The organism is Streptomyces sp. NPDC001787 (genome assembly GCF_040297465.1).
In the GTDB taxonomy this organism is placed as follows: Bacteria; Actinomycetota; Actinomycetes; order Streptomycetales; family Streptomycetaceae; genus Streptomyces.
Map to the genome: position 1 here is coordinate 1 of NZ_JBEOZE010000035.1, position 25,223 is coordinate 25,223.

At 68.5% G+C, this 25,223-nt stretch carries 31 protein-coding genes and 1 tRNA gene; all 32 read right to left on the reverse strand.

Annotation, left to right across the window (positions count from 1 at the left end):
• Window positions 1–130: 130 nt before the first annotated feature.
• Window positions 131–508, reverse strand: coding sequence for a hypothetical protein (locus tag ABT170_RS33535; protein ID WP_266815750.1), 378 nt, complete (start codon window positions 506–508; stop codon window positions 131–133).
• A gap of 197 nt (window positions 509–705) precedes the next feature.
• Window positions 706–930, reverse strand: a complete 225-nt coding sequence (locus ABT170_RS33540; protein WP_351873748.1) for a hypothetical protein — start codon at window positions 928–930, stop codon at window positions 706–708.
• Window positions 917–1,495, reverse strand: coding sequence for a DUF6283 family protein (locus tag ABT170_RS33545; protein ID WP_351873751.1), 579 nt, complete (start codon window positions 1,493–1,495; stop codon window positions 917–919). Before ABT170_RS33545 ends, ABT170_RS33540 begins: the two co-directional genes overlap by 14 nt.
• Window positions 1,496–1,615: 120 nt before the next feature.
• On the reverse strand, window positions 1,616–2,911 hold the full coding sequence (locus tag ABT170_RS33550; RefSeq protein WP_351873754.1) for an AAA family ATPase: 1,296 nt from the start codon (window positions 2,909–2,911) through the stop codon (window positions 1,616–1,618).
• A 70-nt stretch (window positions 2,912–2,981) separates the two neighbouring features.
• Entirely contained in the window at window positions 2,982–3,425 is a 444-nt protein-coding gene (locus ABT170_RS33555) for a hypothetical protein (RefSeq protein ID WP_351873756.1), read from the reverse strand.
• 41 nt (window positions 3,426–3,466) lie between these two features.
• Window positions 3,467–3,841, reverse strand: a complete 375-nt coding sequence (locus ABT170_RS33560) for a hypothetical protein (protein ID WP_351873759.1) — start codon at window positions 3,839–3,841, stop codon at window positions 3,467–3,469.
• Window positions 3,838–4,320, reverse strand: coding sequence for a hypothetical protein (locus tag ABT170_RS33565; protein ID WP_351873762.1), 483 nt, complete (start codon window positions 4,318–4,320; stop codon window positions 3,838–3,840). Before ABT170_RS33565 ends, ABT170_RS33560 begins: the two co-directional genes overlap by 4 nt.
• Window positions 4,321–4,395: 75 nt before the next feature.
• Window positions 4,396–4,469, reverse strand: a tRNA-Ile gene (locus ABT170_RS33570).
• 305 nt (window positions 4,470–4,774) lie between these two features.
• Complete coding sequence (locus ABT170_RS33575; RefSeq protein ID WP_351873765.1) at window positions 4,775–5,443, reverse strand: hypothetical protein; 669 nt, start codon at window positions 5,441–5,443, stop codon at window positions 4,775–4,777.
• 64 nt (window positions 5,444–5,507) lie between these two features.
• The gene (locus tag ABT170_RS33580; RefSeq protein ID WP_351873768.1) at window positions 5,508–6,425 is read right to left on the reverse strand and encodes a Mom family adenine methylcarbamoylation protein; all 918 of its coding nucleotides are present in this window, start codon (window positions 6,423–6,425) and stop codon (window positions 5,508–5,510) included.
• Window positions 6,422–7,207: a deazapurine DNA modification protein DpdA family protein gene (locus ABT170_RS33585; protein WP_351873771.1), complete on the reverse strand. Its 786-nt coding sequence runs from the start codon at window positions 7,205–7,207 to the stop codon at window positions 6,422–6,424. The genes ABT170_RS33580 and ABT170_RS33585 overlap by 4 nt, the downstream gene beginning before the upstream one ends.
• Entirely contained in the window at window positions 7,204–7,575 is a 372-nt protein-coding gene (locus ABT170_RS33590) for a hypothetical protein (RefSeq protein WP_351873774.1), read from the reverse strand. Before ABT170_RS33590 ends, ABT170_RS33585 begins: the two co-directional genes overlap by 4 nt.
• Window positions 7,572–8,066 carry a hypothetical protein gene (locus ABT170_RS33595; protein WP_351873777.1) on the reverse strand — a complete coding sequence of 165 codons (495 nt, stop codon included), beginning with the start codon at window positions 8,064–8,066 and terminating at the stop codon, window positions 7,572–7,574. Before ABT170_RS33595 ends, ABT170_RS33590 begins: the two co-directional genes overlap by 4 nt.
• Before the next feature lie 278 nt (window positions 8,067–8,344).
• Complete coding sequence (locus ABT170_RS33600) at window positions 8,345–8,791, reverse strand: hypothetical protein (RefSeq protein ID WP_351873779.1); 447 nt, start codon at window positions 8,789–8,791, stop codon at window positions 8,345–8,347.
• Window positions 8,792–8,829: 38 nt separating this feature from the next.
• Window positions 8,830–9,198 carry a hypothetical protein gene (locus tag ABT170_RS33605; RefSeq protein WP_351873782.1) on the reverse strand — a complete coding sequence of 123 codons (369 nt, stop codon included), beginning with the start codon at window positions 9,196–9,198 and terminating at the stop codon, window positions 8,830–8,832.
• 132 nt (window positions 9,199–9,330) lie between these two features.
• Window positions 9,331–10,311, reverse strand: coding sequence for a DUF4007 family protein (locus ABT170_RS33610; RefSeq protein ID WP_351873785.1), 981 nt, complete (start codon window positions 10,309–10,311; stop codon window positions 9,331–9,333).
• The gene (locus ABT170_RS33615; RefSeq protein ID WP_351873788.1) at window positions 10,308–11,177 is read right to left on the reverse strand and encodes a hypothetical protein; all 870 of its coding nucleotides are present in this window, start codon (window positions 11,175–11,177) and stop codon (window positions 10,308–10,310) included. The genes ABT170_RS33610 and ABT170_RS33615 overlap by 4 nt, the downstream gene beginning before the upstream one ends.
• 76 nt (window positions 11,178–11,253) lie before the next feature.
• Window positions 11,254–11,961: a hypothetical protein gene (locus ABT170_RS33620; protein ID WP_351873791.1), complete on the reverse strand. Its 708-nt coding sequence runs from the start codon at window positions 11,959–11,961 to the stop codon at window positions 11,254–11,256.
• A gap of 140 nt (window positions 11,962–12,101) precedes the next feature.
• Window positions 12,102–12,338, reverse strand: a complete 237-nt coding sequence (locus ABT170_RS33625) for a hypothetical protein (protein WP_351873794.1) — start codon at window positions 12,336–12,338, stop codon at window positions 12,102–12,104.
• Between the two features lie 652 nt (window positions 12,339–12,990).
• Window positions 12,991–13,884: a DNA methyltransferase family protein gene (locus ABT170_RS33630; RefSeq protein ID WP_351873797.1), complete on the reverse strand. Its 894-nt coding sequence runs from the start codon at window positions 13,882–13,884 to the stop codon at window positions 12,991–12,993.
• The gene (locus tag ABT170_RS33635; protein ID WP_351873800.1) at window positions 13,881–14,927 is read right to left on the reverse strand and encodes an N-6 DNA methylase; all 1,047 of its coding nucleotides are present in this window, start codon (window positions 14,925–14,927) and stop codon (window positions 13,881–13,883) included. Before ABT170_RS33635 ends, ABT170_RS33630 begins: the two co-directional genes overlap by 4 nt.
• A 68-nt stretch (window positions 14,928–14,995) precedes the next feature.
• A complete protein-coding gene (locus ABT170_RS33640) occupies window positions 14,996–15,664 on the reverse strand; it encodes a hypothetical protein (protein WP_351873804.1) in 669 nt (222 codons plus the stop codon).
• Window positions 15,665–15,801: 137 nt separating this feature from the next.
• Window positions 15,802–16,611, reverse strand: a complete 810-nt coding sequence (locus ABT170_RS33645; RefSeq protein WP_351873806.1) for a YgjP-like metallopeptidase domain-containing protein — start codon at window positions 16,609–16,611, stop codon at window positions 15,802–15,804.
• A gap of 294 nt (window positions 16,612–16,905) precedes the next feature.
• Window positions 16,906–17,268 (reverse strand): hypothetical protein, encoded by a 363-nt coding sequence (locus ABT170_RS33650; RefSeq protein ID WP_351873809.1) that lies wholly within the window; start codon window positions 17,266–17,268, stop codon window positions 16,906–16,908.
• An 84-nt stretch (window positions 17,269–17,352) separates the two neighbouring features.
• Complete coding sequence (locus tag ABT170_RS33655) at window positions 17,353–18,267, reverse strand: AcrVA2 family anti-CRISPR protein (RefSeq protein ID WP_351873812.1); 915 nt, start codon at window positions 18,265–18,267, stop codon at window positions 17,353–17,355.
• Between the two features lie 985 nt (window positions 18,268–19,252).
• Complete coding sequence (locus ABT170_RS33660) at window positions 19,253–19,516, reverse strand: hypothetical protein (protein WP_351873815.1); 264 nt, start codon at window positions 19,514–19,516, stop codon at window positions 19,253–19,255.
• 70 nt (window positions 19,517–19,586) lie between these two features.
• Entirely contained in the window at window positions 19,587–19,835 is a 249-nt protein-coding gene (locus ABT170_RS33665) for a hypothetical protein (RefSeq protein WP_351873818.1), read from the reverse strand.
• Window positions 19,836–20,061: 226 nt separating this feature from the next.
• The gene (locus ABT170_RS33670) at window positions 20,062–21,357 is read right to left on the reverse strand and encodes an Eco57I restriction-modification methylase domain-containing protein (protein ID WP_351873821.1); all 1,296 of its coding nucleotides are present in this window, start codon (window positions 21,355–21,357) and stop codon (window positions 20,062–20,064) included.
• A 39-nt stretch (window positions 21,358–21,396) separates the two neighbouring features.
• Window positions 21,397–21,558, reverse strand: a complete 162-nt coding sequence (locus ABT170_RS33675) for a hypothetical protein (RefSeq protein WP_351873824.1) — start codon at window positions 21,556–21,558, stop codon at window positions 21,397–21,399.
• A gap of 72 nt (window positions 21,559–21,630) precedes the next feature.
• Window positions 21,631–21,999 carry a hypothetical protein gene (locus tag ABT170_RS33680; RefSeq protein WP_351873827.1) on the reverse strand — a complete coding sequence of 123 codons (369 nt, stop codon included), beginning with the start codon at window positions 21,997–21,999 and terminating at the stop codon, window positions 21,631–21,633.
• A gap of 976 nt (window positions 22,000–22,975) precedes the next feature.
• Window positions 22,976–23,752 carry a hypothetical protein gene (locus ABT170_RS33685; protein WP_351873830.1) on the reverse strand — a complete coding sequence of 259 codons (777 nt, stop codon included), beginning with the start codon at window positions 23,750–23,752 and terminating at the stop codon, window positions 22,976–22,978.
• 36 nt (window positions 23,753–23,788) lie between these two features.
• Window positions 23,789–25,204 carry a hypothetical protein gene (locus ABT170_RS33690; RefSeq protein ID WP_351873833.1) on the reverse strand — a complete coding sequence of 472 codons (1,416 nt, stop codon included), beginning with the start codon at window positions 25,202–25,204 and terminating at the stop codon, window positions 23,789–23,791.
• Window positions 25,205–25,223 lie beyond the last annotated feature (19 nt).

Below are 25,223 nucleotides of genomic sequence, written 5' to 3' on the forward strand. Positions count from 1 at the left end.
GGGGTGGGTGTGTTGGGGGGTGTTTGGGGGGGGGGGGGGGGGGTGGGGGGGTTGGGGGGGGGGGGGGGGGGGGGGGGCGCGCGCCCCCCCCCCCCCCCCCCCCCGCAGCCGTTCCGGGTGTTGGCGTGGGTCAGGGGGTGGCGGGGATGGCAACGAGGTAGAACTCGTTGCCGTCGTCATCCGACACGAGAACCGGGTGGCCCTGGTCGACCGAGGCGAACACGCGATCCTTGAGGTCATCTGCACGGTCGGCAGTGGTGAGAGGGGCCTTGAGCCCGGAGCGGACCGCCTCGTAGGTCGCGGGCTGGGGCCGGTATCGGTATCGCCCGCCCTTCACCTCGGTGATGGTCGCGATGATCTCCTCGTCGCTGATCGTGTCGTCGTAGCCGCGGAACCGGGCGAGCTGGCACGTGTTGACGGCGAGGAGCTGGCGGTTGTGGTTGTTGCACAGCCGCCCGGGAGTCCCCGGGGGGTGGAAGTGAACAGCGGTGTCAATCGACGTGGGCAACGCAATCCTCCGTTGTCGGCGGCCAGTTGGTGCGCAGCGGGCGATGGTTGCGCCCTGGCTCGGGCCGGCTGATGAGTACAGCATACATCAGTAATTACAATTATGCAATATATGAATGTCGGGCCCCGCCCTACCCCCCGCGGGACTCGACCATCTGCGCCCTTCAGGGCGAAACCCTGCAAGCGGGACGGTGAACCCTAGCTTGGGGCCCGACCGCTTGCTGTCGCGCGTGCGTCCTCGGCGACTTCCCACCGCAGGGTGAGTCCGACGACTTTCGCCCATCGGGTGACCTGCTCGTTGGTTACGAGACAGGTGTTGAGCTCCCAGCCTCGATGCCCCTGCGCCCGGATGTGGGTCAGGACTTCCGCCAGAGTCTCTTCGAGCTCCTTGATGCGGAGTTCGACGGGCTCACTGGTCGTCATGGTGTGTACCTCCCGGAACAGGTAGGCCGACCGCATCGAGCGCAGTCGGCGTAGTCATTGGGCCTTTGTCCGTTCCCGCCTCGCAGGCCGGCGGACCGAGTTGTTCGGCCCGGGCCGCAATGAGCGCGTCGAGGTCCCGATACAGCTGCGGCCAGTCGGCGGGCGGGCGCACTGCCTGCGGGGGCAGCGCCCCGAAGGCGAGTGCGAGACGGACGCCGAGGTGCTGTTCGCCGACCACGGCGAGGAATCCGGCGCACCACCGCATGGCGTGCGCCGTGCCGGGCTGGTCTCGGTGGCAGGCGACGATGGGCGCGTCCACGGGTGCCTCCGCGCCGGGGCGCCCGTTGGCCTGTCGCAGCATGTCCATGTCCTCGTCGCTGAACTCGGTCAGGTCGGTGCTGGTCAGCCAGGGGCATTTCGTGCAGGGACGTTTCCGGTGCTCGCGCTCCCTCCCGGGTTCCAGGGAGAAGGTCCGCGCGCTCAGCTCGGACGCTGGCTCGGCCCCGGCTGCTGCGGCTGGCGCATGTTCCGCCTCGTCGAGCTCTTCGCAGGAAGGGCGGTTCACGGGCTCTCCTTGATCGTGATGGTGGCGTACCGTCCGGCTGTCAAAAGTCTGCCAGGGCGCACTCGCGCGCGCTCGAACTATCCAGCGACCTGGGACCGGGACGGACCCGGCCGCAGCGCCTCAGCCCTGGGTGAGGGCCCCGGCGGCGAGAAGCGCACGCCCGACTCGGCCCTCGCTGATGCCGGGTACGCCGCCGAAGGCCCCAGCGAGGTAGCTGTCGGCCAGATCCTCATCCCTGCCCGGCTTCGCGTCGGTGAGGGGGTAGACCTCGGTCGAGCCGTCCCGGCCCCGCTCGGCGAGCCACACATGGTGGGGCTCCAGGCTCTGACCATGGCGCGCACCGCCGAGAAGGGCGACCGCGTGGGACGTGCACAGCAGCTGAGCCTGCCGGCCGTTGGACCACGAGGCGACGAAGAGCGTAGTGATCTCGGCAGTGAGCAGCGGGTGGAGTGGGCTTCCGAGGCCGTCGATGAGAAGGACGCTGCCGTGCTCCAATGCCCATAGGACGCGTTCCAGGACGAGCACCAGGGCGCGGGTGCCGGAGGACTCCATCGCCCAGTCCAGCAGTACGGATCGGCCACCGGCGGCGGTGTGGGCGAGCTTGACCTCGCCATCGGCCGGGTCTATCTCCACGGCGTCGACACCGAGGTCGGCAGCCATGAGCAACGGGCCGAGCCGGCGGCGCAGTTCGGTCGACTCCGCGAGCCGGGCCCGGGCCCGCTCCTGCTGCTGCGCATCGCGGTGAGTGATGCACAGCAGCTCGGTGCGGAAGAAGTCGTAGACCGTCCGGAAGGGGCCGACCTGGAGCAGCCCGCCCAGGGAGAGGGTCAGGCTACGGTCGCTGCCGAGGTGTTCCAGCCGCCCAGAGTCCGGCGTAAGGCCGTGCCACCGATAGGCGCAGCCACCCCGGTCGGCCCGCGCGGCGTCCCGGTCGATCCAGGTCCGCAGTCCGTCGGCGGCCGTGACGCTGTGCAGCCACTCCCGCTCGATACCCCGGGCACTGACGGCGAAGCCGTATGTCCACTGTTCGCCGTCGCGGACGAGCTCAATCTCGTACGTGCTGGGCTCCGCAGCGTCGTCGGGGCTCAACGCGAAGGGACGATGAGCCGGTGAGGCGGGAGCAGTCCGGCGGATGTAGGAGGTCAGCACGGCGGCACGCATGTTCGCCACTGCGCCGATGACGGTCGAGGTCCCGGACGCGTTGGCCCCGAACAGTGCGGCGACAGCGGTGACGGCAAGCGGGCCGTGCGGGGCGTACGTGGGGAAGGTGCCCGTCTCCTCCGTCTTGTCGACGGTCAGGTTCAGCTCCTCGGTGTGCCGCGCCGAGCCGACGTTGGTGATCCTGAAGGCGACCAGGTGCGTCCCGGGGCGGGGGAGGCCGAAATCCGTGGTGCTTGCTGCTGTGGAGACGGTCATCTCAGGCCTTCCGTAGCGGGAGCGGGCTTACACCCTGGGCGACGCCCCAACTGTACGAAAGTAATTACAATTAAGCAATACCCTTAGGTCGTCTGTGCTGCACCGGGGCAGGTTCCTCCGGGGGCGGGAACCGTACGCTCTCCACGTCATCCACGGGCAGTTCGTCCTCCATGGGTTCGTGCTCCCAGTACTCGAAGGGGTAGTTGGTCGGGGTCTCATCGGGGCAGGTCGGCGCCGGGATGATCACGCCGTGGCACCGGACGAAGCGTCGCCCGTCCCGGTAGCCGAAGTGGCCCCGCTGGCCGCCGCTGACGGTGAAGAGTTCCGGGTAGTTCTTCCCGCTCTCCAGGATGAGCAGGCTCGCCGGCGGCAGGCGGCGCCACCTGCTGTAGCTCGAATCGCGCGACCAGTGGTCGCAGAACCACCGCAGATCGCGGAGAGCGACGGTTTCCGCCGTCACGTGGAGGAACTCCACGCTCCTGTTCGTGCGCCGGTCGGCGCGGCTCATCGTCATGCCTGTCTCCTCGAATCGTTGGGTTCTGCGGAATGAGGACTTCAGGTGGCCGGGCCGCGCCAGTCGGCTCGCACCTCGTCCCATACGTGCCCCAGCCACCACATCCGGGCCGAGTTCTTTCGCCAGTACTTCACGGCCAGGAACCGGTACCGCCCAGGTCGCAACTGCCCCAACCGTGCCGGGAGCGGCAGCGGAACAGACCTGCTCAGGGGGCGCTCAGCGTACTCGCACGACGCGTTCCAGGCGTCCAGGTACGCGTCGCCGGTGGCGAGCTTCGGGAAGGGGGTGATTCCGCGCCGGGAGCAGAAGCTCCTCCAGGCGTCCATGAAGGCCTGCTCGTAGTCGTCGAAGTCCTCGCCCTCGCGGCGGGGGCGGAAGCGGAAGCGCAGCACGGTGTTCTCCAGAAAGGTGCTCATGAGGGGCGCGGGTGTGCCGAGCCTTCTTCGGCGCCGGGCCATGGGTGCCCGAACGGTTGGCCGCACCAGCAGATGTGATGGCTGCCGAGGGGACTCCTGCGAGTCTCGGGGGTGCGGTTGTCGGGGTGCCGGATCCGGCGGTACTTGGCGGCCCGCGACTGCTCGGTGGCGGAGGCCGCGCGGGCCCGCTTCGGGAGCACTATCCGAAGTGCTTCCGTGCGGCGGCGGGGTGTTCGTGTTCGATCAGCCAGGCGCGCGGCCTCAGGGTCGATGGCCTCGTATACGAGCTGTGCGGGCGTGCAGTTGTTGTGCGCCAGAAACCACATCCGCTCCCGGGGGGCCCAGTAGAGGTACGGAGTTATCTCCAGGCCGTCGGGGTCCTCCAGAATTCCCTCGAACTCCACCGCCTTAATGGACGAGAAGAGGCCGTGCAGGAGACCGCCGGTGGCGGCATCCCGCGAGATGTAGGGGATTTGCATGGGCGGTGCGCCTCCCGGGCGTGAAGGGGCGGTCCGGGGATTCACGGATCGCATGGGAGGTGGGTGGGACGTAAGTAGCGCTGGCGGGACTCGAACCCAGCGACCCAGGACTTATAAGATCCGCGCTCTACCAACTGAGCTACAGCGCTGCGTGGTTGGACGGGCCGTACCCGATGGGGGGTACCGGGTACGGCCCGTGCGAACGGCCGCTTCTCGCTTGCCGTTGATGCAACTCTACAGCAGAACATTCAATTAAGCAATTTCCGTTGCGTCGGCCCTGTGTGATTCTTCGCCACCGCGCGCCGGAGGCCGGGACGAACAGCGTTCGGCGCGCAGCCAGGAGCGGTCCGGCCGGCTCGCCCGTTGCGGCTGTCGGGGACCTGCGGGGGCTCGTCGGCGTCCTGTCCGCGAGCGCGGCCAGTGCATCGTGCAGCGCGGGGGCCAGCTTCCTGGCTCATCGGCCCAACGTCCGCTGGGGGAAACTCCCTTGTGGCTCCTCTGAGACCAGGGCCTGCGGGCGCGCACCATCGTCGGCGCTTACCCGGGGAAGGCATTCGTGCCGGTCGGCCATGCGGTCGAGGCGGTCCAGCGTCCACCCCTGCCCGTCGAACCCGGCCTGCGTCGTGATGGCGCTGCACTGCTTGCAGCGGACCTCTTCGGCTACGACGGGAGGGGTGGCGCCGGGGGCGGAGACGACGACCTCGAAGTTGTCACGAGGCAGTGCGCGTGAGGGAGCGGCCGCGGCGGTCTCCGCCCCGCCGGTGAGGAACTCCATGATCTCCGACGGCAACGCGATGTCGTGCCCCCGCTGGTGCACGCTGCGAACGGCGGCACCCACCGCGTGGGTGCCGCCTCGGCGTAGCTCGCCGACCTCGGCGGTCAGACGCTCCACCTCGGCCTCCGCCTCCAGCAGCCGGCGCAGTACGGGCCCCATGCGCTCTCCGCAGAAGGAGCGAAGGTTCAGGCAGTACCAGTCCTCCCGCTGCGAGGCGTGATCGTGCTGAGCGCAGTCACGGACAGAATCGGCGAGCACTTCAACCAGGGTGTGCTGTGCGGGCTTCGCGGCACCGAGCAGGTCGGCGATCCGGCCACGCTGATCGGCGTTCAGCGGAGTGATGTTCATAAGGAGGCTCCTGGGCTGGTCAGAGGGGGCAGGGATGGCCATGCGCGAGGTGATGGGCACCCGGTCAGGCAGGGACGTTCTTGGGGTAAGGCTGCGGTTTGAGCCCGATGACGGTCCGCGTCCGTTCCGCCCGCGTACGGCCCACCCGGAGGATGTAGCGGTGATTTCCCGGGTGTGGCAGGCGCTCGGCACCGATCTGCGCGAGACTGTGGTCCAGCCACACGGCGAGTGGCTGGCCGGCAGGCCGGGGCGGTGCGCCCAACCGTTCGAGACGGCGGGCGACACCAAGCGCCCCGGATTCCTGGCGCAGCAGTTTCGAGCGGGCTCGCGCTGTCAACGTGGTCCCGTCCGGGAGGACGGTGAGCGTGCGCGCGGTGCCTCTGCCCGTGTACACGGCGGACAACGACTGGTACACGATGCCCAGATGGCCCCGTGTTTGGATGATTTTGCCTTTTTCGGTCAGGCGCCAGCGAGGAACCGGATCGCTGAACATGACGGCGTTCTTCAGCCCGTCGGCGGCGACGCGACGCAACGCGGCGGCGGTGAAGAAGCTTTCCCCGTTGCTGGGGACGGCCTCCGTCAGGACCAGGCGGGCGATCTCGGCGCTCTCGCGCAGCGGGACCAGGTGCGGGAAGGGGTTGGTGAGCACCCGCATGTTCATGGGGACGGCGAGCACCAGGACGCCGACCAGCGGTGAGCCGTCGACGGCGATGTCGTCGTCGTGGAGCGCGGCTTCCCGGTCCAGGAGGCCAAAACGGTGCAGAACGGCAGGCCATCCGGACAGGTAATGATGCCGTTGGACGAACGCCTTCGCGTCCGCCTCATTGATCCCGGTCACCTCGTACCGGTCGGCACGGAACCCGCCCTCGGAGACATGTCTCCATGTGGGCGTGCCGTATCGCCAGCGTTGGGTGAAGCCGCGGGAGTCGCCCGTCTGCATGGCGTTCCGGTCGGCCGCGGTCGGCATGATGGGGCCCGTCATCGCTGCCGCCGCTGGTCGTCGGCGATGTGGTCGAGCAGGTCCCGCCGCCACCACAGTGCGTGCCGCATGCAGTTGTTCTCGTGCTGGTGGGTGTCGCTGCATCCCGGCTCGTGGCGGCCTCCGTAGGACCAGGCGAGGCTGTCGGCCGAGACCACGCTCTTGTGCGCGATCCTCAGGCCCGCCTTCTTGAAGCCGAAGGCGTGGATCCGGATGCCGGCCTGCGCGAGGTCCGCCAGCAGCATCGTCGGAAGGTGCAGGCTCGGACGCCGGCAGATACTGCCCACACCGACCAGGGGTTCTTGGGTGAGGTCCACGCCCGCCTTCTCGTACATGTCGATGCACTTGAAGTAGCTGGGATAGGTCCACCCCTGGATCACGGGAATGATCGGCAGGTCGGGGGCGATCGACCTCAGCTCGACGAAGTTTGCCACGGTCAGCGCGAGATGTTCCTTGAGCGTCTTGCCCGTCTTGCGGAGGACCTCCCATTCGCACATCCAGTCCTGCTGGGCTGCTGCACGGAGTTTGCCCACCTCGTCGTGGTACCGGCGCACCGCGGCGGCGTAGTCGCGGGCTGACTGGCGCCATCCGCCGTGGAGCGACAGTTCGCTGAATCCGCCGCTGTCGAGGAACCAGCCGTGCCGGGCACGGGGCAGTGACCGCCGGCCCGAGAGACGGGCGTGGGAGACGCACAGCGGGGCGTCGGCGGTCTCCAGCCATCCCGGGTGGTGAGCGCCCAGGAAGAAGTCGAAGGGCGGTGCGGTTTCTGGTGCGGTGGTGATCACGTGCGGTCTTTCGGGAGGATCTGGTCGGTGGGGTCGTGGTCGGGCCACGGCGCGGGCAGCGTGGGATCGCCGTCGCGCTCGCGGGCCTTGTCCAGTGAGCCGGCGGCCCGCAGGCGGGGGACATGCGTCTCGGCGGCCTGGTGGCCGCTGGGCCTGTGGCACGGCAGGCCCGCGGGCTCGGCGCAGCTGGGGCATCTGAGGGACAGAGGGCAGGTGTAGCCGTCGGTCAGGCCACCGCACCCGCACGGTGCCCCCAGCGGCGCCCCGGCCCGGTCGGTGAGGACGCCGCTGGCCAGGAGCGCTCGGAATTCGGCCATGAGCACGGGACGGGGCACGGGCTGGACCCGGGGGGCGGCGGGCTGGTTCACGCCGTACGGCCTCCGCTGTCGCGCCATCCTGCGGGCGTGGGCCAGGTGACGGTGATGCCCAGATTCTTCAGCAGGGGGCCCAGGTCGGGATCGGGGAGTTGGGGCAGGAGGAGGGTCTTGGTGAAAGCGTCGAGGAAGAGGCCGCTCAGGTCGAGGAGCTCGCCGATGGCCTCGTGGATCGCCGAGCGCTCGGCGGTGCCCCGGCCGACGATGAGCCGACGCTTCGTGAGGTCGAGGAGGTCGACGGCCAGTGGATGCGGCTCGGCGGGCAACTCCAGTTGGCAGCGCATCAGTTCGTGCCCGAGGGCGGCGAAGTGATCGTGGAAGAGGTGCAGCAGCCGCTCCGCCTCGGCGTCCTGTGGCGCGCCCTTGAAGCCGGGGTGGGGGCGGAAGGGGCGGGTGAAGGGAACGGGGACGGACCGTGTGTGCCGCGCGAGCGGCCCGATCCGCGGGTCGTGGGTGGCCTTGGGGGAAGCGAGGGTGGCGAGCATGGAGAGCCAATCGAGGCGTGGTGGACCGGTCCGTTGCCGGATCAGGGTCAGGCGCCGGGCCGGTACGCGGGGAGGGGACCGGTTGCACAGAAGATCGTGTGCGGGGTGCGCGGGCACCGCAGAGGGGGGGCTCCCGGGGGCCGGGTGTCGGAGAATCCGGAGAAGGCGGTACGGGCCGTTGTCGACCAGTGCACGCGGAAGTGGTCAGCCGGGGGTGCGCGCTGGGTTCGTGGGGCCCAGTGCACCCTTACCGCATTAAATTCAATTGCGCAATCCTGTTAGCGGGTTTCGGCGACGGCCTTGCCGAGAGCCGTCCGGTACGGAATTCCGTCACCAGGGCTCGGTTCGCCTAGTTCGTCGCGGAACTCGACGAGCAGCAGACGGGCCAGCGCGTGGGCGGTGGGCCACGGCACGGTCCGTGCCATTCGGCCGTCGGATTCAACTCCCTCGTCCAGGGCCGTGAGCTGCCCCTCTGTGAGAGCGGCTCGCCGCCCTTCGAGGGTGATGATGCTCGGCTGGGACGACGCTCCAGAGGTGGTCAGGTCCGTAAGGGCTTCCTTGCCCTCACGGACGAAGCCGTCGCTGTCGTTGCGGTATGCGTACTTCTCCTCAAGGAAGAGGTTCAGCAGCTTCCTGCTGACGTTCGTCGGCAAGTGGCCGTCCGGGTGGGCGGACGCCTTCCGCAGATGGGCGATGGCGGTATCGGAGAGCGAGGGGGTTCGCATGGGTGACTCCAACTCGGTTCTGGAACAGGGAACGGCTGTCAGCGGATGGCGAGTCGTTGGACGTAGTGGCGGCCGATACTGCCGTAAGGAATCTCCACCCCGGCACGCTGCATCTGCCTCAACAGCCCCCCGAGGGTCCGCTTTCGGGAGTCCGCGTGCTTGCCGAGGTGTGGCCGGGTCACGCGCTTGGGCAGTCGGTCGAGGGGCCAGTCGAACACCAGGCGAGAGGGGAAGCGCGACTCTCCTTGGCGGTAGGGGCCCTCCGCCCGTCGGCCGTGTGCGTCGAAGATTCCCCTGGTGTCGACGCGGAAGTACTGCCCGTCGGGGTACAGGCCGGCGAGGACGGCGCAGAACGCTTCGAGGGCGGTGTCGGCCTTGTCCTTCAGCGCCTGTCGGGCTGCATCCATCTCCGTGATGGCATCGGCGGTTTCCATGAGGCTCCGGGGTTCGTGGTCCAGCGAACTGCGAGGTGCAGGCGACGGTTGGACAGCGCCCGCACCAACGACTCCAACCCTACACGCGTAACCACAATTAAGCAATTAGCTGTAATGGTCGGCGAGGATGCCCGCAGCGAGTGCCCGCGGGTCCTCGCCAAACGACAGCAGGGCCTGCCCGTCCGCTGACTCCACGATGGCCAGACTGTTCCCGCGCTTGCCGGCGGTCCGCTCGATGGCTCTTCGCACCAGGGTCTCGTTGGCAAGCAGGAGGCGCCCCGGGCCGCCGGGGGCCGATGCAAGGGCCGCCAGGGACATGGTCCCGGGCCCCGTGTGCCCTTGGGCTCGGGCGTAGTCGAGACAGGCGTAGGCCATGATGGCCGCCGGGGCACCGTCGGGGCGGATGCGCTGCAGGTGGATCTGCCGGCCCCGCACGGCCGCCGCTCGGTATGCCGAGACGGCCTCGACGTCGTCGAACGTAAGGATGTTCAGTTCCCGGAATGGACTGGACAGGAGTTCCTCCACGCTCACCCGTGGGGCCCGTTCGGTCGGAATGGGCGGGGCGTACATGGCAAGTAGCGCGGTCAGGTCCCGGTCCAGGGTGTTGTCGCTGGGCGCCTTCCAACCGGTTTGCTCTGCTGCCCGCCGCACGGAGGTCCGCAGCTCGGCCCGGCTGACGCGGCTCAGCCCCCAGTTCGCGAACAGATGCCAGAACGTGGGCACGCGGCAGGGACGGGCGCTCAGCAGCCACCAGTGCAGAAGCCAGAGGGTCCCCGGCTCTTCAATCCAGGTGTCGGCGCCGTCCTCGTCGAGCAGCCACCGGCCGCGCGCGGTGGTCATGTATCCGGAGCCGCAGCCTTCGCCCTCGGGCTCGATGAGGCCGAACGCCAGCGCCCAGAACCGCATCGCGGGCACCATCGAGGACCCCACGGCGAGCAGCACCGTCGCGTCGGGACGTGAGAAGACGTGGGGGTCCTGCCGGACAGCGGCGTGAACCTTGGGCAACCAACCCCATCTCGGCGGATAGGAGCCGTGCCGGGCGAAGTGCGGCAGACAGGTCTCCAGCGGACGCCTCTCGGCCGTCATGCGCTCTCCGCCTGTGCCGGGGCGAGGTCGGGGCCGCGGCCGGGTTCCCAGGACAGATGAACGACCACCGGGCGCTCACCGGGCTCATACGCGAAGTGCCACCTCAGCCCGCCCGCGTCCGTCGCCCGGCGCCGTCCTGCACGGTGCGACGGGTGCACGGGCTGCGCCTGCTGGCTCCGGGCGTACGCGGCTTCGACGACACTCTGGCCCGTTGATCGCGTGAACTCGATACCGAGAACGTCCCGGGCAAAGCGGCGCAGCACCAGCTTCGTGAAGCGGACCGGCAGGTCGTCCTGCAGCGCGCGAACCCAGCCCTTCTCCCGGCTACGGCTCCGGCTGGGTACAGCGGCTTGTACCTGGGCGTACGTCCTTTCGCGGTGCGGGGTGCTGTAACTGATGACGCGGGCGGCGTCGGCGGAGAGCAGGAGGACGAACGCCTCCGGGGCCAGCAGCCGCCAGGTGCCGTTCTCGAAGCGCTGGTGCTCGCCGGCGGTGATGAGGTTCTCCAGCAGCGACCGGATCTCGGCTTCCGCCGTGAGGGCGTCGCTCCCGTGCTTTGCACGGTACTGCTCGATTGCAGAGCGGGTGATGTGCAGTTGCGGGTCGTGCGCTTCATCCGGGTCCAGCGGCAGCGGCTCGGTGTGGGCAATGATCGGCGCGACCGGCCGCCGCGTACGAGGTCCCTGCTGCTGGCCGGAGGTCGTCTTTGCGCGATGCGGGCGGTGGAATCCTGCGCACGTCCCGCACCACTGGTCGTTCCGATCGGTCGGACGACGGCATTGGCTGCCGTCGCGCTCGTAGCGTGTGCAGTGGCCGCGTCTGGGGGCGAGGGCGGCCGGGGATGGAGTGGTCAGTCGGATGCGCATGGGTGGTCCTTGCGAGGCGTGGACGGTCGAGGTGGAGGGGGAGCCGCCCGCCCGGCATGGGCCGGGCGGGCGACGTCTATCCAGCGAGGCGGACGTTGAGGCTGAACACCAGGTAGTCGGGGGGAAGCCCGTCGAGGTAGCTGTTCGCCAGGGCCAGGTAGCGTGCGCTGCCGGTCCCGGCGTCGTCGTCGGCGTTGAGGAAGGCCGGATTGATGTGGAGGACGCCGTCATCCGTCAGCAGCAGATCCCCGGGAACGGCGCGCTGCCGGGCGCGTTCGACGAACGCCTCCTGGTCCAGCGTGACCAGAGCATCCGTCACGTCGTGGCGGCCCTGCGCGGGGGGCGCGCCAAGGTCGGCGAGGACCTGGAGCAGGGGTTGGGCGTGAAACTCCTGCCGCGCCCGGTAGGGATTCTCGGGATGGCGGTGCCGGAAGACGCTGAGGGGGTGGGCGGCGGGCATGGTCGCGGTGGCCGATTCCCACGCGCTGTAGAGCCGGGAGGCCTGCCCGGCGCGCTCGGCGCGCATCGTGTCGAAGTCCAGGAGGTCCCTGCGGCTGCCGCTGCACCTGAGGGGAGAGACCTGGCGCGCGCGTGGGCTCTGGACCAGGGCACCGGGGCCGGGCTTCGCATCCGGTCGGGTGACGAAATGGGAGTCGTACCGCTCGAAAGCGCTCCAGGTGTAGATGTCGTCGGGGTACGGCTCAACGGCGTCGTCGATCGCCTCCGCCCACTGCTGCGGGTCGTCGAGAGGCGGAAGGCAGACGAGAGTGTGACGGGAAGTCATGTGGTCCTACGTGGATGAAGGAGACGGGCCTGGTCCGCGCTGCTGCGGCGGTCCCGTCCGTGGGGCTGGGCTGTGAGGGGTCGGGGGGGAAGGAGCGGCGTGCCGAGGTGAAGGCAGCAGCCGCTCGGGGTGTGACGGCGTCAGTGCGGATGGCCTTCCGTTTCCGTCCCGGGCTGGCTACGCAACTGGGCCAGTTCCTGCTTGAGCTCGTAGTTTTCCGCGCTCTGCTTTTCGAACGCCTCAGCCAGCCGGTTGCGGCCGTCCTGGGCGCGCCCCCAGGCGCGGAAGACCATGCGGCACTTGGTACTGCTGACCATGAGCATCTTGGGTGGTGGCGTCCCTTCGTCGGAAGGATCGCGGTTCGGGTCATCTTTCATCGGGACTCTCTTCCGGCTGGTTCGTACACGCACGCGGCTGCTCCTGCGGAGTGGACTGCCCGGGGTGGGCCCGGGCAGGAGCACGGCCCCACGGACTACTCAGGGAGCTGGAGGTAGAGCTCCTCGCCGGGCAGGAGGCCGCCAAGGGCGTTGCCAGTGAGGATCCGGAGGATGCCGTCTGCCTCCTGCGCGAGGGGCGCGGGCACCGTCAGCTTCTCCTGCCACTCCCGGCCACTCCCGGCCGCTCCGGGCCGCGAGGGGCAGATACAGCGAGTCCACGCTGTATCGGACCGGACGCGGCTGGGCGCGCGTCGGCGTGAACGTAGCTGCGCGGATGACGAGTTGCCTGGTGCGTGCGTCTTCCCTCGCCAGAACCTCGTCAATGACGGGTGCGAGAAGCCGGGCGAGCCGAGTGAGGTTCCGACGGGTGAGTCGCTGGTGGGCTGCACCGAGAACTCCATAGAGGGCGCTGTCGTCCCCGAGGCTCTTGATCTGGTCGATGATGGAGCGGGCTTCGGCGGAGTGGGGCTGGGCGGTCATCGGGGGCCTTCCTGGGCTCACGAACGTGCTCGGCGGCAGTGCTGCACGTTCGGGTGACGTGTGGAGGGCTGCACCCCCGAACACACCCCTCACGCTACGCGAATAAATCGAATTAAGCAATATTGTTAGGGTTCCTCCGAACCTCATCGCGGCGGGCCGTCGCGCTGTCACGCTCGCGCTGTGCCTGCGCCAGTCCGCTGTCGCCGGCCAGCGCATCGGCGCAGGCGATCAGCACATCCGGTCCCAGCCGCCACAGAAGAGCGTTGGCACCCAGAACGGCCGCTGCGAGCGGATCGACCTCGGCGGCGATCCACCGGTACACTGCGGGGTCCCGGCTCGTGTCGTGCAGCAGGCGGGCCTGCGCCCGCCAGATGGCGCCCGACCCGGCCGCTGGTTCGCCGAGCACCGTGCCAGGCGCGAGATCGTCGGTGAAGTACTCGACCATATGGTCCGTGACGACATCGGGCGTGTGAAAGGCCCCGCGACGGCTCTTCTCCCCCCGGCTGTTCAGCTGCTGCATCAGCCGGCCCAGCAGGTCGGTCGCCAGGTAGCGCCTGGGGTCGGCTCCGAACTCGAGGATGCCGCCCCTGAACAGGTGATGCGTCAGCTCGGTCACGGCTTCGGCGGTCTGCGGCGAAGGATCGGCAAGCCACCGCCACAGCAGTTGTGCCCGCTCAACCAGATACGGCCGGCTCAGCCACAGGTGTCCCCACAGGTGCCGGAGCACAACCATCAGGTCGGAGGGCTCCAGCACGGCGACATCATGGGCGAGTTCGGGACTCGTGGGGTCGGCGAGCGGCAGCAGCGCCAGCGTCGCCGTGGTTCCCAGGGGGACCTCCAGCGACGAGCCGGACGGCCATAGCGCCGTAACGGAACTGATCAGACGCTGCGCCTGATCCTGCGGTTCGGGCAGAAAGGCCCTTCGGGCATGCGCCGAGGGAAGCCAGGTCGGATCCCTTGGACGCGTTCCCTCGGAGAGGCCGGACCTCTTGGGGGCGCCGCTCACGCTGCGAGGTCCGCAGTGAGCGCATTGAGCATCCGGGAGGCGCTCCGCGTGGCCAGGGCGAAGGCGGTGGCATGCCGGATCGTGTCGCGGTGGGCGAACATCGCGCGCTGGTGGGCGTAGGCCTCCCGGCTCAGGTCACCCTCGGCCAGAGTGTCGCCCACTACCACTACCGCTTTCGGGCCCAGATCCCAGACGACAGTGTTGACGGCGGCGCCTGCGGCTGCGATCGGGTTGAGCTCCTGCATGACCCACCTGTGCTCGTGCGGGTTGAGTCCTCGATCGCGCATGTCCTGCACCGCGGAGCGGAACATGCCGCCGGTGCCGGCCGTCGGTTCGTTGAACGAGTGCCCACCGCTCTTGACGGCGCGCGGGTTCTCCGTGGCGTCCATGAGCATCCTGGCCATCAGATCTGTGATCTCCGGAGGGGTGTGGTACTCGCCCAGGCCCTTGCGGGAACTGTGATGGCGCACGTTCGTGATGGTCCACGACATGAGGTCAATGTCGGTGCGGAAGCGCGGGTCACTGTCGCCGGTGTAGTGCAGTACGCCCGCCCGCAGCGCGGCCCGGGTGACCGCGGCGACGCCGCGTAGCTCCTGCTCGTCGAGGTCTTCCTCCGTCCAGCGGAAGATCGGTGCGGCAACGTCCATGAGATCGGGCCTGAGCATCCAGGTCGCGGCGTACACGTCGGCGTAGCCCTTGACCAGCACACGCGGGGGCTGGGCCGCGATGTAGCTGGAGAGAGAACGTGCGTGGACCGCGCCCTCGGTCTTGGTGGGCCACAGGGCCAGGGCAGCGACGACGCCCACCGGGATGTCTATGCGACTGCTGCCGCAGCTGGTGTACCAGGCGTTGGCGACTGCTTCCCCCAGGTCGGCGCCGTTGCGCCGGGCAATGGGAAAGTGCGGCCAGTTGCTGACCCCGGCGTGCCGGGCGCATCCGGGATCACCGCATTCGGTGCTGTCGGCGTGCGAGGCCGCGGGAGCGGTTCGGCGGGCGGGGCTGAGAGCTGCCGTGAGGCGGGCGGCCAGGTCGGAATGTGCCATGAGCGAGCTGTCTTTCGTACGGTTCTGATGGAAGGGGCGTAGCGCCCTGGGCGACGGGTGCCGCGGTGTCAGTGCGGGCCTGCGGGGATCCGCGTGGCGGGGGCGACTGTCGGCCAGATGACTGCGCCGGGCGTGACGTGTGCGCGCACGCCGTTGAAGTGCCGTCGCGCGGCGAGTTCGGCGTCGTCGGCGCGTGCGGCCGCGGTCTCGTAGGACGACAGGCCACCGGCATAGAGAGCGTTGTAGAGCGCGTCGTAGGCGGCGGCGTTCTCGTGCGGGGTGCGGAAAACGGCGAGCAGCGTCATGCGGTGGCCGTGGTCGGCGAAGGCGATCGTCCATGCGGTGAGGCTTTCGGGCGGGTACCCGCCGGCCTGCGCCTCGTCGAGGGCCCGGATGAAGCCCGCGCGGTCCGTGGTGGTGTGCTCCTGCCAGGACAAGAACCCGTGGCCGAAGGCAAACCAGCCGGCCGGGTCGGGGGCACAGTGTTCGAGGACAGCCTGCGCGCGGCCGCGGCTGAGGACTTCGACGCTCCCGTCGGTGAACCGGATCCTCGGAGCGCCCGGTACCGCGGCCCGGGCGTCGTCGACGATTCGGAGAACGGTGTCTGCGGTGAAGCGGGGAAGGATCATTCCGTCGTGCCGGTAGCCGAGAACTTCAGCCGGGTACGGTCCGAGATCCTCAAGGGCGACCGACGAGGGGAACCACTCGTCCCGGCGGCCGGAGGGCTGGGAATTCATGCTGTGTCTCAATATCGAGGTTGCGCGGGTTGAAGCGCGGCGATGTGCGGACTTCGGTCGTTGGCGCGGGTTGTGCGGATCTTGGGCACCACCCCGAACCGTTACGTGACTCTACCTGCCAATCTCCAATTAAGCAATTAGTTAACGTTGCCGATCCACAGGACCCGGAATGCCCCCTTGAATTGGCGGTGGCGAGCCGGCGCGTCGGGCAGCGCCCGCAGCAGACGGGCCCGGAAGGCCGGCCCGTGGGAGCGGCCCCCCGGCCGCGTGCCGTGTACCAGCTCGTGCACCAGGGCGTACTCCAGGAGGGCGGGGGGAAGCTGGAAGACCGCCCAGTGCAGCGTCAGCTGATGAGTGCGCTCTGCGTAGCCGCCCCCGTAGCGGCTGCCGACATCGCACACGGCGAGCGCCGGCAGCTGGCGGCGGGTGCGGAGCCGAGACCAGCGTGCCGGTGCCGCAGCCTGCAGCCAGGCGAGGCCGGCCTGGCAATACCAGTCGATGACCGGTTGCGCGCCCAGGCGTGAGATGTCGCCGCGATAGGCGACGAGCAGACCGGCCCCGTCGGCCTGTGGCCGCAGATGCACTTCTACGGGAGTGTCGACCAGGTGCAGTCGCACGGCGTTGCCCAGCCAGGTCAGCTTGCAGCCGTCGGTCAGGTGCTTGGTGGGGTGCAGCGGTGCGCGCTCGGCCAGCCGCCGGGCGTTGGTCTCCAGTCGGGATGCGTTCTGCCGGACAAACCGGACGATCTCGAAGGCCGTCGATGTCGGCAGGATGCGGATAACGTGCCGGCCATCCAGCAGTGTCGTCAAGGCGTGCCGGGTCCGCCGGTGCGACATGACGACGTCGAAGCTGCCGGGGGCGAGGGTGCCGTCAGCCTCCAGGGCGACGGCGATCTCGTGAATGAGGGCAGAAGCCTCGGTGCCGTTCGGGGCGGTGGTCGGTGTCATGGAAGGGGTTCTCCTGTTGGGGGTGTGGCGGAGGCTGGTGTTGGCCGCCGCCGCCGGCGGCGCCCTGCGGATGAAGGGCCGGGCGACACGCGCGGCCCCGGCGGGGAAACTCTTCGCCGGGGCCGTGCAGGTGAGGGGTGCCGAGGTGGTTACCGGGAGTCGAGGGTTACGAATCCGCCGCGGACGAGGTCCATGGCGGGATGGGGGTGTGCTCCTTCGTGCGGTTCTGGTCGCCTGCAATGAGGTGTCCGGCAAGGTGTGACCGCACGGGGGAAGCTACGCGCATAAATCCAATTAAGCAATCCCCGTATCCGTCTTCCTCTTGGCTGTGTCGAGCACATATCCGTGCGCCGCCTTGGTGTCCTGCGGGTTGCCCAGCGCGGTGGCCAGCGCCTTCACGAGTGCGCGGAGCTGGTAGCTGACGCTGTCACGGGTGATCCAGTCTCCTGCCGCGTCCCGCCGCTTACGCATCGCGGTGACCTGCACGGCCAGGTCCTGAGCGATGCGGTCGCACGCGGCCTCGCACAGTGCGTCCACTTCCGCGGCGGCCTGAGCTTCTGACAGGCCGGCGTCGGCGAGTTTGACGATCATGTCGCGGCGCCGGCCGGTCAGATCGGGCGTGGGTTGCTGGTCGCGGCGTCGGGTGCTGATGGTCATCGTTCGGGGCCTTATCAGTGGGGCGGCGGAGTGCGTTCAGGACTCCGCCGCCAGGGCATGGTGGGGCAGTTCAGAGGCGGAGGGTCACAGGACCGGGATGACCACCCCTTGCGCGTCTTCGCCGAAGGCGGCCGCGTTGACCAGCGTGGGGGCAACCCACCGGACCTTTCGCCAGGCCTTGCGCGGCCCGTGAAGGAAGGTGTGCAGATGCCCGCGCCGGATGTGGGGCAGCACAGAGCCGCCGAGCGCGACGGTGTGCTCACGCAGCCGCTGGACCTTCCGGTTGAACGCCGAGATAGCGGGCCCCATCCGCCAACCCACCTGGTAGACCGTCGTACGACGGCTGCTCATGCGGTGCCCGGAATTCGGCGTCACGGCGGACGCCGTCGGCGTCACATCAGGCCGGTCACTGCACAGGTAGAGCATGTGCGAAATGGCAAGCACCGCCAGGCGCCGCACGTAATCGAGCGTAGCTGCGGCTGCGGAGCGGGGTCCGCCTTCGACCAGTTCGGTCATGCTCACGCTGTCGTCGACCATCTTGCGTGCCGTCGTCGTCCCTGCGGCCGCGCTGGCGAACAGCAGTACCGAACCGAGCTGGCCGTGCGCGGGGCGCACCAGGGCGCTCACCAAGTACAGGGGATTGTCGTCCGTGATATCGGTCGTGCTGCACACCCCGCGCACAGCCGGGCGGCCCACCACGATGAAACCCAGAACCTCCGAGGGAGCGCCGGAACCATCGACGATCACGGCCGGTTTCCTCAGCATGAACAGCGGGTCGGGGTGCGGAAGTTGCCTCAGGACCTCACCGGGAAACTCCGTGTCGATCTCCATGTCGACCAGGCTTTCCGAGAGATCGGGATCGACGTCGTAGGCGACCTTGTGATGACGCCACTGCCGGACAGCGGCGACCATCTCGGCGCGCCCGATCATCATCTCGTCCCGGAGGCCGCCGCGTGGGCGAGGCATGCGCGAGGTGTCGATGTCCTCGCCGAGCACCATGGGCACCAGGCCCATCAGTCCGGCCGCGCGCAGCGCGTCAGTGTGGGAGGCCTCGAGTTCTGTGGTGATCCGGTCCGCCAGTGAGGACGCGGAGCGGAGGTCGGCCCGTGTGTAGCGGTGATTCTCGCCCTCGGGTCCGTTGCTGCTGCGGGCGCGGGTCAGGAGCGGGATCAGTTCGGCCGAGGCGCGCTCATCGGTCGGCGCGAGGAGCTGTGAGGAGACGGTGGGGAGTGCGAAGGCCGTAGAAGGGGCCGGAGTGGGGCGCGAGAATATGCCTCGGCCAGGGGCGGTATCTGGGGGAATCACAGGACGACCTCGTCATGGTGGAGCGTGAAGAGCCGCTGGGACACCCAGCGACCCTTCAAAGATTACCGAAGTAATGCCGATTAAGCAATTATCTACCGAGGTCTGTTCGTGCCGCCCCGCCGGGAACGACGCTGCTCTTGAATTCGAGACATGCCGGTGTCTCACTGCGGAGATCGGGGCCGCCATTGCGGCGGCCCTTGCCGACGAGCAGGCCGCACTTCATGTGCCGCGATTTGTCGGCGAGCACCTTGAGCTGAAGGTGGGTGCAACCCCCACAGTCCCTCCCGGCCGCGAGCGGGAGCCCGGTCGCCGGGTGGACGCCGGCGTCCAGGGCCTTGCGTATGGAGCCGCGGCCTGCCCCTCGGGGGCCTGTCGATGGGGGCCGGGACGGGACGTGTGGAGTGATGGGTGCGCTGGTCATTTCACTTCCTGGTTTCTGTTGCTGGGTGATGCCGCGGCGGCGATTGCGATGCCGCACGCCCGAAACGTCGCCCGGCCGGCCGGAGAGCTAATCGCGAAGACAAGGGCGGGGCCTTGGCGTCGCGGCTGTTCCGATCGCGGTCTGAGCGGTTCATCCGTGGCCGGTAAGGACTGCTGCCGTCCCCGAGTCCCCGATCGGGGTGCCCGCGTGGCGGGCTGCGACACGACCTGCCGCAAGGGGCATGTTTCTAGGCGACGTTCATAGGAGCCCCAGGGTGGGGTAGAGGGTGACCGTGAAGAGATCGACGATGCCGTCGGACCACCTCTCCTCGCGATGTGCCTCGTCGAGGCGGACGGTCATCGTGTGGCGGAAGGACATCTCTGGGAGCGGATCGGGATTGAGGACCGTCCCGTGCCAGTTCTGGAGGTAGTCGACCACCCGGTCACCAGCCTGAATCTGGCCGATCAGCGCGACGTGGAGGCTGCTCTGTGCTTGGGAGTACGGAGCGAGGCGGTCGCGCATCGAGCGGTATCGACTGGTCTCGGTTTCCGAGGCCTTGCCGTACAGCACGAGGAATTCGAGTCGGCCAACTTCACTGACCTGCTGCCGGTAGGCGGGGAAGGCCGCCTTCTGGCCCTTGCGGGCCGGCCAGTAGGTCGAGCGGCATATCCCAGATCGGGCGGGGGTCCGGGGATTGGTCGGCGGTGGTGAGGATCGCTACCTGTACGGCGCCGACCTGATAGACGCGGCGTACCACGCCCCGTCGGCCGTCGAGGTCCGTCACCGTGCGGTCCAACCAGTCAGACTCGGCGAGCGGGAGGGGAACACAGTCGTCGGTCACGAGCTACTCCTTGGAAGAGGCGGGAGGGGTCGCTGGGGGCTGCCGGGAGGCGACGGGCCACGCCATCAGACAGAGGCGAGTGCGTCCCTCGTGGGGCGGGGTTCCGCTCGGCTTCGATACCTGGCTACGCAAGGGCGGGCGCCGCCGGCCGTGCGTGGCTTCGGAAAATTCGCTGCATGCGCGTCGGCGCCAGCGACTTCGATTGAGACTACGCGCCTAAATTCAATTAAGCAATGTTGTGGAGGGGTGTGAGGGCGTCCTTCAGCCGGTCCATGGCAAGTCGAGTGTGGACTGCTTCGGCGATGGCGGTCCACACCTTCCCCCGGGCCGGGTCCTCTGGTATGAACGGCTCACCCTTCACTCCCCGGACGGTGATCACCGTGTCGCCCTGCGGCGGGCGGACACGATGTACCAGAATCACCGTCGGGGTGCCGTGGCCTGGGATGTACGCACCCGAAGTGTCGATTACCCACCGCATGTCGAACTTGGGGAGGAACTCTTCGATGAACCTGCGACCGAACTCCCTTTTCATGAAGGAGTTGGAGGTCAGCTGAGCCACGTGCCCGCCGGGAGTCGCGAGGGAGAACATGAGCTCGCAGAACGGCAGGGCCAGTGAAAACTTGCCTGCTGCCACGCGCGGGTAGGCCTTGCGGATCAGATCACGCTGCTGGGCATCGGCCACCGTGATGTAGGGCGGGTTGCTGACGACCGCGTGGTAGCGGCCTCGTTCGAGCAGCGGCTCGTTTCGGTCCAGCAGTGAGTCGGCGCAGGCCACCTGTGCAGTCCAGGTACGCGGCAGCTGGTCGATACGGCCCTGACGGATCGAGGCGCTGGTGGCTAGCAGTCGGTATCTGGCGAGCAGTGCGGCGTAGGGGTCCAGGTCGCAGCCGCTGACGGTCTGCAGGGCGCGCTCGATCGACGCTTCGCGGCCGAGGTGGGGCCCGGGCATGAGGCCGCGGCGACGGTAGACCCGTGCGTCGTGGAAGGCCTGGAGGAGGATGTGGCCGGTGCCGCAGGCTGGGTCGGTCATGCGGACGTTTTGCGGCCCGACCTCGTCGGTCGCCGGCTCCAGTGAGAGCTCCAGGAGCAGCTTGGCGATCCACGGTGGTGTCTGGCACAAGGCTCGTGACTTGCGTGCGTCCGCGGAGAGTGCCTGGTAGGCGTCGCCGAGCGAGTAGCCGTCGACGCGGTGCGGCCCGTCGTCCAGTAGGTCTCCGGGGCCCCAGAAATCGTGTAGCTCTGCCCAGGAATCCATGGAGAGAGGTGCCGTCCACAACGGCACGATCTGCGGGTCGAGGAATCCGGCCAAGTTGGGGTGGGCGGAGGCCAGTTCCGTGAGCACACGGCGCACGGAGTCGGGTGAGTTCGGTGGTTCGGGTGCGAACACCAGGCGGTGCCGGACGCAGTGGTGTGTGACGGCGGCCGCGTGGGCCCACGAGACCGCTGCTGGGACGCCGACCTGTTCGGCGAGCCGTTGGATGAGGCGTTCGTGGGCACGGGCGGAAGGGCGGGGTGTGGTCATGAAGGTGTGCGATCCAGTGCTGAGGCGGGCATGGCCAAGTCAGAGAAGTTCGTCGAGGATGAACTTGCCGAGCCACACCAGGAACAGGACCGTCAGCCCCAGCGCGAGCGCGAGCTCGGCGGTGCCGGTGACGATCCAGGTGATGGCGGCGGCGGCCGTGCCCAGGGCCAGACCGAGGAGGAAACGCTGGGCGGAAGACATGAGGTGCTCCGAGGTGGTGGCGATGTGAGTGCTGAGTGTGCGGGTCGTTCCGTCCAGGAAGGCGACTCCGGCTCAACGTGAGACGAGCAGTGCTGTGTCGTCCTGCGAGATGGCCAGACCTTCACCGCGAAGGAGCGTGGCGCACAGAGAACGCACCCCGCCCGTGATCCAGGGGCCGAGAAGGCCAGGTGTGGTTTCGGCTGTCATGTCCGGTGACCACCATCCGACTTCGACTGCATCACGCCGCGCTTCGACCCAGACCCCGCTCCCCTCGAAGGATCGCCGGTCAGCAAGGCGGACGTGCGGAGCCAGTACCGCCAGCACCTCTCGCCCGAGCCTCTCGCCGTTCTTGGCGCCCTTGCGGGCGGGCCGGTGCCTGGTGGCGCCCACGGCGTTGAGGGGGCGGAAGGCGATGGGGTCGCAAGCGTGGTCGACGATCACAACCGAGCGTCCGAGGCCTGCCAAACTCCGGCCGCAGCCAACGACAACGCAGAGCTTGCGAAGGTCCCGTCCGCGAACGGTACGGCTGGCGCTGTAGGCGGATGGGCTTCCTGGGGCTGCCGCGTAGTGATCGGCCTGCGCCAGGGCCATCGCATGCGAGACGTCCCGCACGCGCTGAGCGATTTTCGCCGGCTCCCAGATCGTGACCGTCGCCGTAGCGCCGCAGTGTGGCGACAGCCCGCCCAGCCGGGGACGCGGCGGATTCCTCTGGAGGCGGTGAACTGTCCCGGATGAGCCAGTCGATGACCTGGCTCGTGTACGGCGCGGCGAAGGGGGCGCCTTCGAGGAGCTCCAGGAACTCCAGTGCTTCGGCTTCGGGCGGGTGAGACTCCGTCTGCATCACGGATCTCCTTGGTGATGGGGGCAGCGCCCGACAGCTTTCGTTGCCGGATAGTCCGGCTCGGAGGCTGTCGGTCGGTGCGACTTCGGCGGTTTCCATTGGCGGGTGGAAGAATCTTACCCGGAACCCAAAGCTACACGCATAGCATCAATTAAGCAATATATTTATGACGGTGGTCCAATTCTTGGTCAGGTCAGCTCCCAGGGGTGGCCCTGCGCGCGAAGCTGTGCGGGACGCCGACTTCCGTCAGGGCCAGGCGGATCTCCTCAACAGCTGTCAGGGAGGGCCGGCAGGAGGGACTCGGAACACGCCAGGTGCGGCATTGCGGGACGTACTGAAGTCCTGGGTCGGGCGACATCCCCAACGTCCGACCTGTGCAGCCGACCCGACGCCGCACCCCGGCTCGCCGCGGGCGCGCTCTACTCAGGTGCCCGCGTAGCGGACGACAGCCCAGAAGATCGCCAATTCCGCTGCACCCAAGATTCAGCATCCCGGCCGGGGCGCCTACTAATCTTGGGTGCAGCCGGACTTCGCCGCCCAAGGAGGTAATCGCGTGAGGAACTCAGAAGTTGCCCGTTAATCCTTCGCAGAGGATTCGTCTACCTCCGACATGCCCCGCGTGAGGCGCCGGCGGATCTCCCGGTAGATCGTCTCGCGGAACCACATCGGCTCGAATACCTCGGGGCGCTTTCGGTCCTTCGGAACGCGGTCCGGTTGCGCAATCTGATTTCGCAGCAAATAGGTTTGCATCGTGCTCCGCAATGCTGGCTTGCCGCTCAACGCGTTGCCGCGGATGACGCCGTATTCGCCGATATCCAGCAGGTCCTTCGGATGTCCTTCAGGAAGGGGCTTTGCGAATTGAGGCTCGCCACCGGAGTAGGACGCCCATACGCGGGGCCTGAATGAGCGCACCCATGCGTCCACGGCATTCGTGTCCCACCGCCCGTCCGGCTCGGGCGCGGGGAAGGCCTTCACCACGACGTCGCCATCCGTGTTTCGCCGCACCGCGGCCTTCGTCCACTCGCTCGCGGTGTTGTAGCTCACGCGGAAGCGCTTGGCCATCTCAGCCCGAGTCTCGGTGACCAGTACAGGCGCCGCCGCAGGTGCAGCGGCGGCGGCCTTCGTCGGCTTGTCCGGCGCTGAACCCTGGGCACTGGAAGCCTCGGCCTCGGGCTTGGGCGGCCAGTACTGCGGCCGCATGGCCTGCACCCAGGAGTCGACTCGGGCGACGTCCCGCAGTCCACGGTCATCCGCAGCCGGAAAGTTGACCAGCTTGATCCAGGCGGTGACGTCCTTGGACGTAACGCCATACCGGGCACTGATTCCCGCTTGGTCGATGCGGCTGCTTGTCATGGATGTCCTTGAAGGTTGGGGCGGGTGGTCGCAAACCTACTGGCCGGCACCCTGCGGGTCGCCGTCTGCGGCTGTCTTCTTCGCTGCAGCACCACCGCGGCCGACAGGGCGCAGCAGGTACGGCAGGGCGGCGGTCGGCGTCCACATGGGCTCATCGACCGCGGGCGTCTTACCGTCGTTGGGCAGCCGGTCGGCGCGCGCCAGCTTCCCCTGGGAGATGTACGACCTCAGCGTCGTCAGCGCCGTCGGCTTGCGGCCAAGTTCGCGACCATCGAGCTCGGCGATCGTCTCCAGACTGAGCAGGCCCGGGTGCTTTGCGAAGTACCGCTGCAGGGACGCGCTCGGCTCCCGCAGCTCACCGTCGGCGGGCATCGCGGCATCCTTCTTCCCCCGGGAGGCCTGGCGCGGTGTCGCGAGGAACGGCAGGGCGGCGGCCGGCGTCCACATGGGCTCGACTACCGCGGGCGTCTTACCGTCGTTGGGTAGCCGGTCGGCGCGCGCCAGTTTGCCCTGCGAGATATAGACCTTCAGGGAGGACTCCGCCGTCGGCTGCTTGCGGCCCTGTTCCCGGCCGTCGAGCTCGGCGATCTTCTCGAGGGTGAGCAGGCCCGGGTTCTCCTCGAAGTACTGCGTCAGGAACGCGCTCGGCTCCACAGATGCAGCTTGGTCCTCTCGGGGCTGCACCTTGCGGCGCCGGCTGGCCGGCCGGCAGAAGAAGGGCAGGACACTCGCCGGCTCCCACATCCGCTCGTCGACCGCAGGTGTTTTGCCGTCCCGCGGCTTGCGGTCGGGACGTGCCAGCTTGCCCTGAGAGATGTAGCTCTTGAGCGTAGTCATTGCGGTCGGCTCGCGACCGTGTTCCTTCCCGTCAAGTTCGGCGATCTTCTCGAGGGTGAGCAGGCCCGGGTTCTTCTCGAAGTACTGGGTCAGGAACGCGCTCGGCTCCCGCAGCTCACCATCACCCTTCTGAACCTTCCGCCAGATGCTGCGCGGGCGGGTGATGTAGGCGTATGCCGTCTCACGGAACCACATGTCCTGCTCGACCTTGGGCTGGCCCCCGTCGCCGGCACGCCGATCGGGCCATGCGAGGACGCCCCGGGAGACGTAGGTGCGCAGGGTCGCAACGGGCGTGGCCTCGCGGGAGAGGAAACGGCCTTCGAGCTCTCCGATCCGCTGGAGAGGCATGAGGTCCTTCGGGGCGCCGGCAGGCAGCGACAACTTGTCCTTCTGCTTGGGGTGGGCCCTGACCCAGGCCTCCGGCCTGTTCTCCCAGACCCACTCATCGACGGCCGCCTCGTCGTACAGCTGGGTCCTGCCCCACCCCTGGTCGACGGGGGACGGGAAGGCCGGCTCGTCCGGCCAGGACGCGGCGGTCGAGTAACCCACCTTGTACCGCTTCGCGATCTTCTCGAGAGTGGTCTGCTTGATGGTTGAGTTTGCGGGGATCATCATCTGCTCCAGGGCCTGCGTG